14 protein-coding genes, 1 tRNA gene and 1 riboswitch are annotated in these 16,385 nt (G+C 61.0%); of the genes, 5 read left to right on the top strand and 10 right to left on the bottom strand.

Annotated features, from left to right (window positions below):
• The first annotated feature begins 360 nt into the window (after positions 1-360).
• A complete protein-coding gene (locus MHI61_RS20845) occupies positions 361-639 on the top strand; it encodes a hypothetical protein (RefSeq protein WP_097582371.1) in 279 nt (92 codons plus the stop codon).
• A 134-nt stretch (positions 640-773) separates the two neighbouring features.
• On the opposite strand, the gene MHI61_RS20850 is transcribed toward MHI61_RS20845, so the two are convergent.
• The 4 genes from MHI61_RS20850 to MHI61_RS20865 all read right to left on the bottom strand — a co-directional run bounded on the left by MHI61_RS20850 (position 774) and on the right by MHI61_RS20865 (position 6,827).
• Positions 774-1,595 (bottom strand): oxidoreductase, encoded by an 822-nt coding sequence (locus MHI61_RS20850; RefSeq protein ID WP_222144780.1) that lies wholly within the window; start codon positions 1,593-1,595, stop codon positions 774-776.
• Positions 1,596-1,943: 348 nt separating this feature from the next.
• The gene (locus tag MHI61_RS20855; protein WP_239790343.1) at positions 1,944-2,585 is read right to left on the bottom strand and encodes a TetR/AcrR family transcriptional regulator; all 642 of its coding nucleotides are present in this window, start codon (positions 2,583-2,585) and stop codon (positions 1,944-1,946) included.
• A 16-nt stretch (positions 2,586-2,601) separates the two neighbouring features.
• Positions 2,602-5,712, bottom strand: a complete 3,111-nt coding sequence (locus MHI61_RS20860; RefSeq protein ID WP_239790344.1) for an efflux RND transporter permease subunit — start codon at positions 5,710-5,712, stop codon at positions 2,602-2,604.
• Entirely contained in the window at positions 5,709-6,827 is a 1,119-nt protein-coding gene (locus MHI61_RS20865) for an efflux RND transporter periplasmic adaptor subunit (RefSeq protein ID WP_239790345.1), read from the bottom strand. The genes MHI61_RS20860 and MHI61_RS20865 overlap by 4 nt, the downstream gene beginning before the upstream one ends.
• A gap of 98 nt (positions 6,828-6,925) precedes the next feature.
• Between MHI61_RS20865 and MHI61_RS20870 the strand changes: the two genes are divergently transcribed.
• Positions 6,926-7,513 carry a TetR/AcrR family transcriptional regulator gene (locus tag MHI61_RS20870; protein WP_239790346.1) on the top strand — a complete coding sequence of 196 codons (588 nt, stop codon included), beginning with the start codon at positions 6,926-6,928 and terminating at the stop codon, positions 7,511-7,513.
• Between the two features lie 19 nt (positions 7,514-7,532).
• Here MHI61_RS20870 and MHI61_RS20875 read toward each other — a convergent pair.
• Positions 7,533-7,606: transfer RNA gene (locus MHI61_RS20875), tRNA-Gly, on the bottom strand.
• Between the two features lie 60 nt (positions 7,607-7,666).
• Positions 7,667-8,761 (bottom strand): 2'-deoxycytidine 5'-triphosphate deaminase, encoded by a 1,095-nt coding sequence (locus MHI61_RS20880; protein ID WP_239790347.1) that lies wholly within the window; start codon positions 8,759-8,761, stop codon positions 7,667-7,669.
• A 72-nt stretch (positions 8,762-8,833) separates the two neighbouring features.
• A riboswitch (SAM riboswitch) is annotated at positions 8,834-8,912 on the top strand.
• Positions 8,913-8,956: 44 nt separating this feature from the next.
• Here MHI61_RS20880 and MHI61_RS20885 point away from each other — a divergent pair.
• Together MHI61_RS20885 and apaG are read left to right on the top strand one after the other, a co-directional pair.
• Positions 8,957-10,141 carry an O-succinylhomoserine sulfhydrylase gene (locus MHI61_RS20885; RefSeq protein WP_239790348.1) on the top strand — a complete coding sequence of 395 codons (1,185 nt, stop codon included), beginning with the start codon at positions 8,957-8,959 and terminating at the stop codon, positions 10,139-10,141.
• Positions 10,142-10,345: 204 nt separating this feature from the next.
• Complete coding sequence (apaG, locus tag MHI61_RS20890) at positions 10,346-10,738, top strand: Co2+/Mg2+ efflux protein ApaG (protein ID WP_010029240.1); 393 nt, start codon at positions 10,346-10,348, stop codon at positions 10,736-10,738.
• A gap of 587 nt (positions 10,739-11,325) precedes the next feature.
• Here apaG and MHI61_RS20895 read toward each other — a convergent pair.
• From MHI61_RS20895 to MHI61_RS20910, 4 genes are all read right to left on the bottom strand, one after another.
• Positions 11,326-11,736: a hypothetical protein gene (locus MHI61_RS20895; protein WP_239790349.1), complete on the bottom strand. Its 411-nt coding sequence runs from the start codon at positions 11,734-11,736 to the stop codon at positions 11,326-11,328.
• A gap of 121 nt (positions 11,737-11,857) precedes the next feature.
• Positions 11,858-12,850 carry an Hsp33 family molecular chaperone gene (locus MHI61_RS20900; RefSeq protein WP_096764944.1) on the bottom strand — a complete coding sequence of 331 codons (993 nt, stop codon included), beginning with the start codon at positions 12,848-12,850 and terminating at the stop codon, positions 11,858-11,860.
• Positions 12,851-12,939: 89 nt separating this feature from the next.
• On the bottom strand, positions 12,940-13,854 hold the full coding sequence (gene argF, locus MHI61_RS20905) for an ornithine carbamoyltransferase (RefSeq protein WP_239790350.1): 915 nt from the start codon (positions 13,852-13,854) through the stop codon (positions 12,940-12,942).
• Between the two features lie 37 nt (positions 13,855-13,891).
• Positions 13,892-15,091: an aspartate aminotransferase family protein gene (locus tag MHI61_RS20910; RefSeq protein ID WP_239792886.1), complete on the bottom strand. Its 1,200-nt coding sequence runs from the start codon at positions 15,089-15,091 to the stop codon at positions 13,892-13,894.
• 424 nt (positions 15,092-15,515) lie between these two features.
• On the opposite strand from MHI61_RS20910, the gene MHI61_RS20915 reads away from it, so the two are divergent.
• Complete coding sequence (locus tag MHI61_RS20915) at positions 15,516-16,049, top strand: GcrA family cell cycle regulator (RefSeq protein WP_239790351.1); 534 nt, start codon at positions 15,516-15,518, stop codon at positions 16,047-16,049.
• Positions 16,050-16,385 lie beyond the last annotated feature (336 nt).

Consider the following 16,385-nt stretch of genomic DNA (forward strand, 5'->3'; position numbering starts at 1 on the left):
TCCGCACGCCGCCGGGATCCCGCATTTCCATGCAGATCACGTCGCGGGTTCTCGCGCCCTGGGGCACGGAGCAGAGCTTCGTCAGAGCGCTTTGACGCTCTGACGGAAGGGACCGGGCTTACCTCAACCGATCCTGCCTTTTTCGACGAAGTCGATCTAGCAGGCGGCTTCGGTTTCGGCAATAGATGCGTTGCCACACGCCTGGTAGAGCGGGATTTTCGCCCTAATCTCAATAGCTGGCAGCCGACTGCTCCGGCGTCCCCGGCGACGCTTCCCGAAGGATTGAAGAGCGGCATGGGCATTGTGTGGTGCGCGCGCTCCGCTAAGGCGTAGAGTGATGTCATTCACGGAGGGATGGATATGAAACCAGCAATCATCGGCCTCGTCGGCACACTCGTTCTCGCGGGATGCAGCACCGTCAGCTACAGCGGACCGGGCCTCGAACCCATCCCCGGAAGCATCACCTACAATGGTCAACCGCGCAGCAAGCTCACCAAATCGCCCGCTGGTTCGGCCTTTCCGCATGATTTCATCGACCAGTACGGCCGGCAGGTGGAAGAAACTTACATCATCCAGCCCGACAGAAGCCTGATCATCGCGCATCGGCGATACAAGCCGATCCGATTCTTTGGAGATTAGGTCTGAGTTGGGATGGCTTTGCCGGAGGTCGAGCGCTCAAATGCGTTGGTTCAAGAGATAGATGACGTCGGCGACCCCGCGGGAGCGCTGATGATACCGTTGAAACCGACGACGTCTGAAAGTTTAAGCGAAATTCAGGAGGCGCTTCGTTTGCCGAAGCCGAATGTCTTTCGCAGACTGCTGTCGACTGCGCTTGCCGGCATGAACCTGCGCAGCCGGCTGAGCAGCGTTGCTTGCCCTCCGGCCGGTTGGCGCATTCGGTATGGACCGTTGATTGCGGCCAGGATTTTCTCTGCGACTGCAAGCGCAGACGGCGCGGTTCTGATCTGGGCCTGTACCGCCTTGATGGTCGCATCGGCCTGTGTTGCGTAAGCACCCAGGGGTGCTGCGGTTTGTGCTGCGTTTACGTCGAGCTTGGTGTTCGTGAAGGTCGGTTCAAGGAGCACCACGCGTACGTTGAACTCGCGAATCTCATGGTCCAGCGACTCCGACAATCCTTCGAGTGCATGCTTGCTGCTGGCATATATTCCCATGAACGGTGCAGGCAGGAAGCCCAGGACCGAACTGATATTGATGATGAGCCCGCTCCGGGCGGCGCGCATAGAGGGCAAAGCAGCGCGGATCATGCGCAAAGGCCCGAAAACGTTGGTATCGAATACCGCTTGAGCTTCGGAGGGCGACGTGTTTTCGACAGGGCCGACCAGCGAAACGCCGGCATTGTTGATCAGGATGTCGATCTTGCCCGCTTCGGACAAAACCCATTCAACAAAATTGGAGACCGAGGCGTCATCAGTCACATCGACAGTCCCATAACGCACGCCGGGAATGGCATTGGCGCGTTGCGGATTGCGTACGCCTCCAAAGACCTGGAAGCCGTTTTGTGCAAGAAGGCGGGCTGACGCTTCGCCGATCCCTGAGGATGCTCCGGTGATGACGACAACTCTATTGTTAGACATGCATGCTCCTCGGTTTGGCGCGAGTGGTTGATTACGTGCTCAATAGAAGGGTCAGAACTTTTCACCCCTGTTGCCAAAGGATTTTCAGGACATGACATCAATCGCTCAACGCGCAGGCGCTGCTTCACAAATAAGCACGTAAGATGTCGATTGACATCTATTTATTTTAGATGTCAATCGAAATATAAAATCAAGCACTTTTTTGCTGATAAGCCCAGCGGCATGAGCCTGAGGACCTCGGATCAGATAGCGCCAGTGCCCGCCCGGCCGGAGTTGCGCCGATATTTCCAGCGCCGATGATTCCGATCTTCATGGATGTCCTTTCTCTGAAGGGGAAGAGCGCCGATCTCAGTCGCTGGGATGAGCCGCGGCGCGCGGATCTGATTTGCCGAGAGCTTTCATGATGAAGCGGATTTGCGCATCCAGGCTCACCGCGGTGGCCCCTGCCTCCTGAACCCGTTGCTCTACCAGAATCGGATGGAAAAACGGCAAGAACGCGGTGATGATGCCCTGTGCAGCTTCGTCGGCGTCGTCGACCTTGAACTCGCCCGTTTGCTGGCCCTCGCGGACAAGTGCTTTGAGGATTGCCAGGATTTGCTCGTTATGTGCGTTGATGGTTGCCCAACTTCCATCCATGGCGGCGACGAGCAGCTCGTGCATGGGCCTATCTTCCACCAATATTCTCGTGCTGTGCCGGTGAATGGCGGTCAAAAGGTCAACCAGCTTTTTGCTCGCCGGCGCATCCGTTCGTGCAATCGCCAGAGCGATTTCAGCAACCTCCTTGACAACAACTCCGCAGACGGAGCTGTTGATTGCCGTCCTTGACGGAAAGAAGCGATAAACATTCGCGCGGCTCATGCCGAGCTCCGAGGCGATGTCGGCGACGGACGTCTTATGATAGCCGATCCGCCGAAAATGCTTTTCCGCCACCTCAAGAATCCGCGTCCGCGACTGCTCAAGGCCACTTCCGCTCGCATCCGCAAAAATCATCGCCGCCTCCGGAAGGTCACTCGGCAGCCATCGCTGTTGGTAACTCCACGTCCTTCGGTGCGTTTTCGTGACTTTCATTTTTCGTCAGCTTGATGCGGAACCATGTCGCGTAGAGGGCAGGAAGGAAAAGCAGGATCATCACGGTCCCAACCGCCGTTCCACCGATCAGCGTATAGGCCATCGACCCCCAGAACACCGAGTGCGTAAGAGGTATGAAGGCAAGCACGGCCGCAAGGGCTGTCAGAATAACGGGACGCGTCCGCTGCACGGTCGCCTCGACGACGGCGTGATAATCGTCGAGACCGGCTGCCTTGTTGTCCTTGATCTGTTCCGTCAGGATCAAGGTATTGCGCATCAGGATTCCAGCCAGTCCGATCAATCCGAGAATGGCGTTGAAGCCGAAGGGCTGATTGAAGAGAAGCAGGACCGGAACCGCCCCGGCAAGACCGAGCGGCCCCGTCAGCATGACCATGGTCATCGTCGACAGGCTGCGGACCTGCAGCACGATAACGATCAGCATGGCGGCAATCATCGCCGGGAAGATTTTGACGAGGGCGGTGTTGGCCTTGAGGGATTCCTCGATGTTTCCGCCCATCTCGATACGATAGCCCAGAGGAAGCGAGGCGATCAGCGGCTGAAGCGCCTTCAGGACCTGCTGGGACACTTCCGGCGGCTGCGTCGCCTCGTCGATATCGGAACGGATCGTGACAACGGGCGTGCGATCGCGACGTTTCAGGATCGGTTCTTCAAACCGTATTTCGGAATGACCGATCTGATCGAGCGGAACCTGGCGACCATCCCGGCTCATCAGCGAGAAGTCTGCCAATCTCGAGGGATCGAGCCGGTTGTCGCCAGCGCTGCGCGCGATGACCGGCACGTTGCGGATATTCTCGCGAACCTCGGTAATCGGGATCCCGCTCAGCAACAGTTGCATCTGTTGGGCGGCCTCCGCCGGCGAAAGGCCGATCAGGCCCAACCGTTCCTGGTCGGGAACGAAGCGCAGCACCGGCGCGCGGTTGCCCCAATCGCGGTTCGCCTGGCGCACATCCGGCACGCTCTTCATGATTTCAAGGGCCTTTTCGGAGATCCGGTACAATTGGTCGGCATCAGGACCCATGATGCGGAACTCGACCGGAAACGGCGTATAGGGGCCGAAGACCAGCTGGGTGACGCGGACATAGGCTTCGGGAGCGAGCCCATCTGAGATGGCCGCACGCAGGCGAAGCTTCAAAGCCTCGCGTGTGTGAGCGTCAGGGGTCAGCACGACGATCTTGGCGAAGGACGGGTCCGGCAGCTCAGGCGCCATGGCAAAGAAGAAACGAGGAGCGCCCTGACCGATATAGCTCGTGACTGTCTTTGCCTCCGGCTGCTGCTGCAGCCAGCCTTCGAGCTTCCCGACCGTGGCGGCCGTGGTCTCGATACTGGTCCCTTCAGGCATGCGCACTTCAACCAAAACTTCCGGACGATCCGACGTCGGGAAGAACTGCTGTTTCACCGCGCCCATTCCCACGACGGAGATCCCCATGGCGATGGCGACCACCGCACAGGTGACGAACTTGTGGCGCACCGTAAACTCGATCAGCCGCCGTAGGCGCCGGTAATTCGGGGTGTTGTAGATGGCGTGATGGCCGCCTTCGACCGGCTTGATCGCCGGCAGCATCTTGACACCGAGATAGGGCGTGAAGATCACCGCGACGACCCAGGATACGATCAGCGCAAAGCCGACGACCCAGAAGATATTGCCGGCATATTCGCCGGCGGTCGACCGGGCAAAGCCGACCGGCATCAGGCCGATGATCGTCACGAGCGTGCCCGACAGCATCGGGGCCGCCGTATGGCTCCAGGCATAGGCGGCCGCCTTGATGCGATCCATCCCCTCTTCCATCTTCACCACCATCACCTCGATGGCGATGATGGCGTCGTCGACCAGAAGGCCGAGCGCCAGGATCAGCGCACCGAGGGTGATGCGATCGAAGAACCGGCCGGTCTCCAGCATGATGAGGAAGACGACGGCAAGGGTCAGCGGAACGGCCAGAGCCACGACGATCCCGACGCGCCAGCCAAGGCTGACGAGGCTGACGAACAACACGACGCCGAGCGCCATGGCGAATTTCAGCATGAACTCGCCGACGGCCTCCTGGATATTGACGGCCTGGTCGCTGACCTTGGCGAGCGTCATGCCGAGCGGCAGGGTCTTGGCGATCGCGGAGGATCTTTCCTCCAGCGCCTTGCCGAGTTCCAGACCGTTCCAGCCCTGCTGCATCACCGCGCCGAGCATGATGGCGGGCTCGCCGTCATGGCGGATGAGATAGGTGGCCGGATCTTGGTAACCGCGCCGCACTTCGGCAAAATCCGAGAGTTTCAGCGTGCGTCCAGCTGCGACGATCGGCGTGTCGGCGATCGCCTGGATGCTGTCATAGGCGCCATCGAAGCGAATGAAGACCTGCGGGCCGCGCGTATCGATCGACCCCGCCGGCGTCACGGCGTTTTGCCGCTGCAGAGCGGCCGCGATGTCCTGTGCCGAAATGCCGAGGGTGGCGAGCTTCGCATAGGAAAATTCGACAAAGATCTGTTCGGGCCGCTCACCGAGGATGTTGATCTTCTTGACGCCAGGCACATGCAGAAGATCCTGACGGATCACCTCGGCTTGGCGCACCAGCTCGCGCATCGGCATGCCCTTGGCCTTCAGCGCATAAAGGCCGAAGCTGACATCGGAATACTCGTCGTTGACGAAAGGACCGAAGACGCCCTGGGGCAGATTGCGGGCCTCGTCCCCAAGCTTCTTTCGGGCCTGGTAGAATTCCTCTTCGACCGCCGTGGACGGCGTACTGTCCTTCAGCGTCACAGTCAAAAAGGCGTATCCCGGCCGGGTTGTCGTCTCGACACGATCGTACCAGGTGAGTTCCTGGAGGCGCTTCTCCAGCGGCTCGGCGACCAGATCCTGCATCTCGCGCGCCGTCGCGCCCGGCCACACGGTCGTCACGGTCAAGGTTTTGATGGTGAATGAGGGGTCCTCCGCGCGCCCAAGCTTGACGAAGGCATAGGCGCCGGCGGCGGCCAGCAGAATGATGAAGAACAGCGTAACGGCCCGTTCGCGGACGGCGAGCGCGGATAGATTGAAGTTCATTGTTTTGCCGCCTCTGCCTGTTCTACCTTGGTGCGCACGCTGGCGCCGTCCTGCAGCAGATGGGCGCCGAGAGCGACGACCGGCTCGCCTGCTTTAACGCTGGAAACCACCGCGACCTCCTCGCCTATTTGTTCAATTTTCACCTGCCTGAAGTGGACGGTTGAAGATTTCTCATCGAAGACCCACACGCCGGTTCGGCTGCCGTCATCCAGAACCGCGCCGACAGGCACCGCGGCCTGCGATGGTCCCCTGCTGTTGGAGATCCTGATCGTCACCGTCGCGCCCAGCGGGGCCGACGCTGCTGCGCCATCCAGAACCCAGCGCGCTTCATAGGTGCGGGTTTGAGGGTCGGCGGCGTCGGAAATCTGCCGCAGCCGCGCCCTGTCCCGCCGGCCTTCGTTTCCGTAGATGCTGGCATCGGCTGTCTGACCGATCTCAGGCCGCAGGAATTCAGGAAGCCAGACCAGTGCTTCACGCGGACCGGCCTGTGCGAGCCGGACGACGGTTTGTCCTGCCGTCACCACCTGCCCCGGCTCGCCGAGCGTTTCGACAACCGTCCCATCGGTATCGGCAACGAGGACGGAATAGGCGGTCTCATTCTCTGCGACCTTCGCGTCCGCTTCCGCCGCGGCAAGCTGCGCGGTGGCGGTGTCGAGGGCTGCCTTTGCCTGCTCATAGCGCTGCGGCGTCGCGGCCAATCCATTTTTCACCAAGGCGGCATAGCGCCGCTCGTCGGCTTGCGCCTGGATCAGCACTGCTTGCGCTGCGGCGACCGCGTTTCGTTTCGCCGTCAAAGCCAGACGCAGATCGGTCTCGTCGACACGCATCAGCGGCTGACCGGCCTTGACCGGCACGCCAACGTCCACATAACGCTGCATGATCTTGCCGGGCACACGGAAGCCGAGATTGCTCTGCACCCGGGAGGCGATGGTGCCCGTGAAGGTGCGTTCGGCTGCCTCCGGGTTTTTTGCCTCCACCAGCTTGACGAAGGGGGGTGCCGTGCGGGGATCGGCGGCTTTTGCACTGGCTTTGGACGGCTCCTCGAAAAGCACGAAAGCGGTGGCGCCGGCAGCAGCCACAAGTGCGAAAGCGCCAAGTAATATTTTGCGATTCATCTCATTAACCCTTATTGACCGGCACGGCGGATCATTTAGATTGCGATCTAACTCTAAAACTGGTATAGATGTCAAATGAAATCTAATTGGAGGTCGCTATGAGAGTCAGCCGTGCCCAGGCCGAGGCCAACCGCGAAACGGTGATCAATGTCGCAAGCCGGCTCTTCCGGGAGCATGGTTTCGACGGCATCGGACTGAAAGATCTGATGAAAGGTGCCGGCCTCACCCAAGGCGGATTTTACAAACAGTTCCGATCGAAAGACGATCTTGCGGCGCTGGCGTCCGGCCGAGCGATGGAGAGTGCAATTCGCCGGTGGTCGAGAGTTGCCGCCGGAAGCAGCGATCCCTTCGGCGCGGTTGTCGGCATGTATCTGTCGACCGGGCACCAGGAAGAGAAAGGCGACGGCTGCCCCCTGGCTGCGCTCGGATCCGATGCGGCGCGCCAGAGCGAAGAGGTGCGCGCTCCGTTCCAGGATGGCATTGAAGCGCATCTTCGGATCCTCGACGAATTGATCCCGGCATCGGACGGCACAAAACAGTACGAGAAAGCCATGATCGTGCTGTCCCTCATGGTCGGCGCCGTAACCATCTCTCGCATCATGACCGATGAGGCCATGTCGGAGCGACTGCTGGAAACCGCCGCCGATGCGGTCAAGCGCATCGCGGGCGACACGGACGAAGAATGAGATTTCTGTGACGAGGGGCTGGAGCGGGTGAAGGGAATCGAACCCTCGTATTCAGCTTGGGAAGCTGCTGCTCTACCATTGAGCTACACCCGCGACGGGTTGAGATTTCCAACAGATGGGGGCTGCTGTCAAGTCGCCCTCGAGTGCTGCGCCTCAGATGCGGAAGTGTTTCGAGAGTTTGAGGCCCTGGGCCTGGTAGTTGGAGCCGAGGCCGGAGCCGTAGAGGCTCGCCGGCTTTTCCTGCATGTGTTCGTAGACGAGGCGGCCGACAATCTGGCCGTCCTCGAGGATGAAGGGCACTTCGTGGCTGCGCACTTCGAGCACGGCGCGGCTGCCGCGCCCGCCGGCAGGCGCATGGCCGAAGCCCGGATCGAAGAAGCCGGCGTAGTGGACGCGGAATTCGCCGACCAGCGGATCGAACGGGGTCATTTCGGCGGCATAATCCGGCGGCACATGCACGGCCTCGCGCGAGACGAGGATATAGAATTCGTCGGGATCGAGGATCAGTTCGTTGCGGCCACGGCTATAGAGCGGCTCCCAGAAATCGAAGATGTCGTGCTGGTCCTTCTCGTCGACATCGACGACGGCGGTGTGGTGCTTGCCGCGATAGCCGATCAGGCCGTCCTTGTCGCCGCTGAGATCGATCGACAGCGCGATGCCGCCGCCCGATACGTTCGGCTGCTTGCTGGCGACGAGCGTCTCGCTTTCGTGCAGCTTCAAGAGTTCCGGTTCGCCGAGCATGGACTGGCCGACGCGGAAGCGGATCTGCGACAGGCGCGAGCCGCGGCGCACGACGATCGGAAAGGTGCGCGGGCTGATTTCGAGATAGAGCGGGCCGGAATAGCCTGGTGGAATCTTGTCGAATTCCTGGGCGTAATCGGTGATGACGCGGGTGAAGATATCGAGCCTGCCGGTCGAGCTCTTCGGATTGGCCGAGGCCGACATATCGGCCGGCAGCGCCAAGCTCTCCATCAGCGGCACGATGTAGACACAGCCGGTTTCGAGCACCGCGCCCTGGGACAGATCGATCACGTGCAGGCTGAGGCGGTCGAGCTTGTCCGACACGAGATGCGAGGGACCGGGCATGAAGGAGGCGCGGACGCGAAAGGCCTTGGACCCCAAGCGCAGGTCCAGACTTGCCGGCTGGATCTGATCGCGGTCCAGCTCCCGCTCGGAGTTAAGACGCCCCGTTTCAAACAGCGCTGCGATCGCGCGGTCCGCCAGAATTCCAGTTTTGCGAGCCATCATGCCCCATCCATCTTTTGCGCCGACAAAACCAAATACGGGGAATTGACGCAAGCAGCTAACAGCAGTATTGCAGATTTATCCCGTGGTGATTTGGCCGGTCGGCTTGCAGCCACGTTAAACAAGTGGCTAAAAAGACCGGGTTATGAAACCGGTCTGCTTTTGCGGCCGGTTTTTTTGTTATTTGAAGGTGATGGCATGAGCAAGACCTGGCGCCCGGCAACCCAACTCGTCCATGGCGGCACGCTGCGTTCGCAATATGGCGAAACGTCCGAGGCAATCTATCTCACGCAGGGCTTCGTCTATGACACGTCGGAAGCCGCCGAGGCCCGGTTCAAGGGCGAGACGGACGGCTACATCTACGCCCGCTACGGCAGCCCGACCAACGACATGTTCGAAAAGCGCATGTGCATGCTCGAAGGTGCCGAAGATGCCCGCGCCACCGCCTCCGGCATGGCCGCCGTCAGCGCCGCGATCCTCTGCCAGGTCAAGGCGGGCGACCATATCGTTGCCGCGCGCGCCCTCTTCGGTTCTTGCCGCTGGGTGGTGGAAACGCTGGCGCCGAAATACGGCATCGAATGCACGCTGGTCGACGGCCGCGACCTCAAGAATTGGGAAGAGGCAATCCGGCCGAACACCAAGGTGTTCTTCCTGGAAAGCCCGACCAACCCGACGCTCGAGATCGTCGATATCGCCGGCGTGGCAAAACTCGCCAACCAGGTCGGCGCCAAGGTAGTGGTCGACAACGTCTTCGCCACGCCGCTCTTCCAGAAGCCGTTGGAACTCGGCGCCCATATCGTCGTCTATTCCGCCACCAAACATATCGACGGCCAGGGCCGGTGCCTCGGCGGCGTGGTGCTGGCCGACAAGGCCTGGATCGACGAGAACCTGCACGACTATTTCCGCCATACCGGCCCGGCCATGTCGCCGTTCAACGCCTGGACGCTGCTGAAGGGCATCGAGACGCTGCCGCTGCGCGTGCGTCAGCAGACGCAGAATGCCGCAAAGATCGCCGATTTCCTGGCCGAGCAGAACAAGGTCGCCAAGGTTATCTATCCCGGCCGCAAGGACCACCCGCAGGCCGACATCATCGCCAGGCAGATGACCGGCGGCTCGACGCTTGTCGCCTTCGAACTGAAGGGCGGCAAGGACGCGGCCTTCGCGCTGCAGAACGCGCTCGATATCATCAAGATCTCCAACAATCTCGGCGACAGCAAGAGCCTGATCACCCATCCGGCGACGACGACCCACAAGAACCTGACGGAAGAGGCGCGCGCCGAACTCGGCATCTCGCCGGGCACCGTTCGTCTTTCGGCCGGCATCGAGGATACGGACGACCTGATCGAGGATTTCGCCAAGGCGCTTGCCAAGGCCTCGGCCTGATCGACATCATTGGCGGCCGAGCCTCCGGGTTCGGCCGCGGGATCGGCGCACCGGCTCTGCCAAATAAAATAATACTGACAATTAGGCTTAACGATCGAAAACCATGCGATCACGGCTGTTTCATCACCGATCAACGTTCCGTTTCTTGACGGATAGGGCCTTCTTATAAGATACGGGTAACATATCTTGACTAAGGTGCAAGGCATGTATCGCGCCCTCACTAGAGATATCGAAGTCGTCGTCGAACCATTCTATCTGGAGGAGCAATCCGATCCGGAAGACGATCGCTATGTCTGGGGCTACCGGATTGTCATCAGCAACAATTCCGGCGTCGCCGTTCGCCTCATCAACCGCTACTGGAACATCACCGACCAGAACGGCGTGGTGGACGAGGTGACCGGCCCCGGCGTCGTCGGCGAACAGCCGCGGCTCAGCCCCGGCGACACCTACGAATATTCCTCCGGCTGCCCGCTCGACACGCCCTCCGGGCTGATGTTCGGCCATTACCAGATGGAAACGGACGAAGGCGAACTGTTCGACGTCGACATCCCCGCCTTCTCGCTGGATTCACCTGGGCTGCTGCGCGTGCTCAATTGAGCGCGCAGGTTCGCGGTCGCTTCGTCAGTGCGAACACGAACGCCGTGCTTGCCGCATGAGTCTCGGGTCAAGCCCGAGGACGACGGAGCGTGGGGACAACGGCCGGCAAGAGGCGAGAGGCCGGGAACAACTTCAGCAAAAGTGCGCAGCGGTTTTGTTGGAAGTGGGGTTTGCTTTACGTGCTTCTCACGCAAATTCGCTTGCGCATTTTGCTGGAATTCCGAGACGTATCGCCTCTTGCCGCTCGTTTCTTCCCACTCTCCGTCGTCCTCGGGCTTGACCCGAGGACCCATGCGGCAAGCACTGCGCGTGGATGCGGCCGCCTGCGGCCGGATGCAGCCTTCCAGTCAGTACCGACATGGACGCCGTACCCGCGGTCGTGGATCCTCGGGCTTGCCCAGTCATCAATCTGCTAAAGGTCAAAAGGATCCGAGGCCTGGGTGCCCGGCTTTGCTTCGAACGGATCTTTTGATTGTGGCGGCGCCGGCTGTTTTGCGACCGCATCGTTTACCGCCTTTTGGCAGGCGAGCAACTCATCCGCTGCCCGGGCGGAATCTTTCAGACCGAGGGCAACAATCTGCTTTCCTCTAAAGCTCGCGGAAACTCAGTTTGCCAGCGAACTCCTCAACCAAATCGGGATCCTTGAAATCAATCCATAATGATTTGAGGCCAGCGAGATCCAGACCTCTCGCATCAACCGTCCGTTTAGACTGGTCGAACGAGAGTTCGATGGGATAATGCTTACCTTTCTCTAAGGATTTCCAGTTTGGATTTCCGAGCAGAATGTAAAGAGGGTTGTCCTTTTTTCGGAAATTGAAGCCAAGACGAAAAATGGTGTCGTCATCAAAGGAAGTCAGAACAAAACAGCCATTGTCTAAAGTCGGGTCGACAGCCACGCTCCAGCCCCCGACCTCTTTCCATTGGATTGTCTCGTCATCAGCCAAGCCAATTCGTGGCATCGCAGCCATGAATGCGAGTACGAAATACAAAAAGCGCATGAAGGCCCCATCCCCAAAGAGCCAGTTGGATAATAGGTGCACAGTGACTACCGAAAGTCGAGTCACTGTGCTGGGATCATCGCTAATCTTTTGTATTTGTTCGACGTGTCCTCAATCGATCCTACTCAGCCGGCTGAAGCTCGGTCGGCTCGAACCGGTAGGTGGTCGAGCAGAATTCGCAGGTCACGGCGATCTCGCCGTTTTCCTGGCTTTCCTCGATCTCCTCGGCCGAAAAGCCCTTCAGCACGCCCTTGATCTTGTCGCGCGAACAGCTGCAGCGATCGAAGACGGCGCGCGGTTCGTAGACGCGCACGCCGCGTTCGTGGAACAGCCGGAACAAGAGCCGCTCGGTGCCGACAAGCGGGTCGGTCAACTCGTCGGCGTCGATCGTCTCGACCAGTGAGCGGGCTTCGACCCAGGCGTCGTCCTCGCCATGCGGGCGGTCGCCGTTATCGCCATCGCCGCCGTGGAGATCCGGGTGGCGCATGCGCTCAGGCGCTTCGGGCAGGAATTGGGCGACGAGGCCGCCGGCCCGCCAGCGATGGCGCGGCTTGCCGGCATCGTCGCGATCGAAGAGCTCGGCCGCGGCAAGGCGCACGCGCGTCGGGATCTGTTCCGACTGGCGGAAATAGACACCGGCAATCTCCTCGAGCGAGGTGCCGTCAAGCGCGACAATGCCCTGATAGGGCTGCGCGAACTTGCCCTGGTCGATGGTGAAGGCGAGCACCCCCTTGCCGAGCAGCTGTTCCGGCTCGGTTTCGCCCGCTTCAACCGCCTTGGCAAGCAGCGCCTGATCGAAACGGGCATAGGCGCGGACATTTTCCGGCGTCGAGAAATCGGCGACGAGGAGATCGACCGGGCCATCGCCCTTGGTCTGCACGGTGAACTTGCCGTCGAACTTCAGCGAGGTGCCGAGCAGCACCGTCAGCACGACGACTTCGGCAAGCAGCCGGGCGACGGGCGCGGGATAATGATGGCGCTCGAGGATCGCATCGAGCATCGGGCCGAGCTGGACGGCGCGGCCGCGCACATCCAGACCCTCCACCTGGAAAGGGACGACATGGTCATCGCCGGCGAAATCGAACTGGCCGAGGGCGGCTGCAGCTTCTGCCATGGCTTTCACTCCTAGTTTTCAAGCGATGAGCAAGTGTGCCCTTCGCTCGCGCGGCCGCGCGTTGTTCGCGCGCGGCGTCCGATTATGGTTCAGATCGCGCCCAGGCACCAAGCAAGAATCGACTTCTGCGCGTGAAGACGGTTTTCCGCTTCATCGAAGACCACGGATTGCGGGCCGTCGATCACCTCATCCGTCACTTCCTCGCCGCGATGGGCAGGCAGGCAATGCATGAACAATGCATCGCTACCGGCCTTGGCCATCAAGGCCGCATTGACCTGATAAGGCTGAAAGACGTTATGACCCCGGGCCCGATGTTCCTGATTCATGGAGACCCAGGTATCGGTCACCACGCAATCGACGCCTTCGACCGCGCGGTCGGCATCATGGCAGAGCATGATTTCGGCGCCCTCATTGCGGGCCCAGTTCAGATAGTGATCCTTGGGCTCCGAACCAAGGGGTACGGCCATGTTCATGCGGTAGCCGAAACGCGCGGCCCCCTCGACCAGCGAATGCAGCACATTGTTGCCGTCGCCGGTCCAGGCGATGGTCTTGCCCTTGATCGGGCCGCGATGCTCCTCGAAGGTCATGATGTCGGCCATGATCTGGCAGGGATGGGTGTCATCCGTCAGCGCGTTGATCACGGGCACGGTCGCATGCTCGGCAAGCTCCAGCAGGCGCGAGTGCTCGGTGGTGCGGATCATGATCGCATCGACATAGCGCGACAGCACCTTGGCGGTGTCGCCGATCGTCTCGGCGCGGCCGAGCTGCATTTCGGTGCCGGACAAAAACAGCGTTTCGCCGCCGAGCTGGCGCATGCCGACGTCGAAGGAGACGCGGGTGCGCGTCGACGGCTTCTCGAAGATCATCGCCAGCATCTTGCCGCCGAGCGGCTTGTCGCCCTGGCCGGCCTTGAAGGCCTGCTTGCGGGAAAGCGCATCGTTCATGATGGTTCTGAGGTCGGCCGATGTGACGGCCGAAAGATCGAGGAAATGTTTAGGAGCCATGTTCTTACCTGTCGTGCGCCCGAAGGCGGCAATCCCTTCAAGCCGTCTTCTTGACCTTGGAGGCGCGGATGCTCTCGGCGGCGCGCTCGAGGCGGGCGAGACCCTCGCGGGCTTCCTCGGCGGTGACGACGAGCGGCGGAAGAAGGCGAATGACGTTGTCGCCGGCCGGCACGCCGAGCAGATGCGCGGCGCGGATCGCCTGCAGCAGTTCGGCCGAGGGAACGGCCGCCTTGACGCCGAGCAGCAGGCCCTCGCCCCTGATATCCTCGATCACATCGGGATAACGGTCCTTCAGCGAGGCCAGCCCCTGACGGAAGACCAGCGCGACGTCGCGCACATGTTCCAGGAAGCCGTCCGCGAGGATAACATCGAGTACGGCGCCGCCGACGGCCATGGCCAGCGGATTGCCGCCATAGGTCGAACCATGGGTGCCGACCTTCATGCCGGAGGCGGCCTCTGATGTGGCAAGGCAGGCGCCGAGCGGGAAGCCGCCGCCGATGCCCTTGGCGACAGCCATGATGTCGGGCGTGATGCCCGACCATTCATGGGCGAAGAGCTTGCCGGTGCGGCCAACCCCGGTCTGGACCTCGTCGAGGATCAGCAGCAGGCCTTTCTCGTCGCAGATCTGGCGCAGCGCCTTCATGAACTCAGCTGTGGCGGGGCGCACGCCGCCCTCGCCTTGCACCGGCTCGATGAGGATTGCCGCCGTCGCATCGGTGGTGGCGGCGCGCACCGCCTCGATGTCGCCGAACGGCACCTGATCGAAACCCGGCGTCTTGGGGCCGAAGCCTTCGAGATATTTCTCCTGGCCGCCGGCGGCGATCGTCGCAAGCGTGCGTCCATGGAAGGCGCCTTCGAAGGTGATGATATGGAAGCGCTCGGGATGGCCCTTGGAAAACTGATAGCGGCGCGCCGTCTTGATCGCGCATTCGAGCGCCTCGGCACCGGAATTGGTGAAGAACACCTTGTCGGCGAAGGTGGCCTCCGTCAGCCGTTTGGCCAGGCGCTCCTGGCCGGGGATCTCATAGATGTTGGAGAGGTGCCAGACCTTGTCGGCCTGCTCCTTCAAGGCGGCGACCACATGGGGATTGCCATGGCCGACGGAGGTGACGGCGACGCCGGCGCCGAAATCGAGATAGCGCTCGCCGCTTTCGGTGATCAGCCATACGCCCTGCCCTCGCTCGAACCGCAGCGGGGCACGAGAATAGGTGTCATAAAGCGGCGCGGCTTCGGCCATGGCGCGGGTCTCCCGATCAGTGTTGTCAAGCACGGACTCCGGCTAAGAAAACCGGGCCCGAAAAATCAAAAATGCCGCCTTTCGGCGGCGATCGGTACTATTTCCTTTTCGCGCTGCAATGTCAACAAAACTGCGCCCTTAGCGGATGCAGCAAGCTTGTACAGCGGCATTATCAGCCTTCAACAGGCATTATTGCAGAAATGACACGCAGAGGCAGCAAGTTGGGGAAAACTCGGAATTCGATTCATCCGGATTCCCGCGACTCTTGTCACGGAGTCAGCCTCACACTAGGTTAAAGTTCAATTACTAGACTGCATGCGGCGGAACTAGTCACCAAAATTGATCAAGCGTTTCTTGTTTCGGAGGCTTCCGGGACAACGGTGAGGGATTCTGCCATCACCAACGCAAAAGGTGGAGACAGGGCATGAACTGGACAGACGAGCGGGTCGAGAAACTCAAGAAGCTGTGGTCCGAAGGGCTGAGCGCCAGCCAGATCGCGGCACAACTTGGCGGCGTGAGCCGAAACGCCGTTATCGGCAAGGTGCACCGGCTGAGCCTGCCGGGCCGCGCCAAGGCCGGCGGCACAGCCACCGCGGCGCGCACGCCGAAGCGCCAGACATCGGCGCCGCGCGCGCCGAACTACGCCTCCCGGATCACCACCCGCACCGTGACCCGCCAGCAGGGCGCAACGATGCTGAAGGAAGAGATCGAGATCGATGCCGTCGAGGAAATGGAATATGTTCCGAAGGGCAATGTGGTCGTGCCGATTTCCCGCCGCCTCGGCCTGACGGAACTGACCGAACGCACCTGCAAATGGCCGGTCGGCGATCCGCTGAAGGACGACTTCCACTTCTGCGGCTGCGAATTCCCGGATAATTCGCCCTATTGCAGCTATCACCAGAAGCTTGCCTATCAGCCGGTCAACGAACGGCGCCGGGCGGCAGCGCGGGTCAGCTGAGCGGACAACCATTGCTGGAAATGCGAAAACGGGCTGGAAGGCCCGTTTTTTGATTGGGTGACGCGAACGCGGTGCTTGCGGTCATGGGTCCTCGGGCAAGCCCGAGGACGACGGAGTGTGGGGGAACGCATGCGGTAAGAACCGCCAAGTGCGTGTTGGGTTTCTTGGAGTGCCCTCTCTATTTCCGCGTTCCCACGCAAACCACCCGCGCAATCTTGCTGGAATTCCGCCAGACGTCGCGCCTCTTGCCGGCCGCTGTCCCCGTTCTCCGTCATACTCGGGCTTGACCCGAGTATCCATGCCGCGCGCATGCCGCTCGTTCATGGAAACGAAGTG

This window comes from Rhizobium sp. K102 (genome assembly GCF_022385315.1).
GTDB classification, from domain to species: domain Bacteria; phylum Pseudomonadota; class Alphaproteobacteria; order Rhizobiales; family Rhizobiaceae; genus Rhizobium; species Rhizobium croatiense.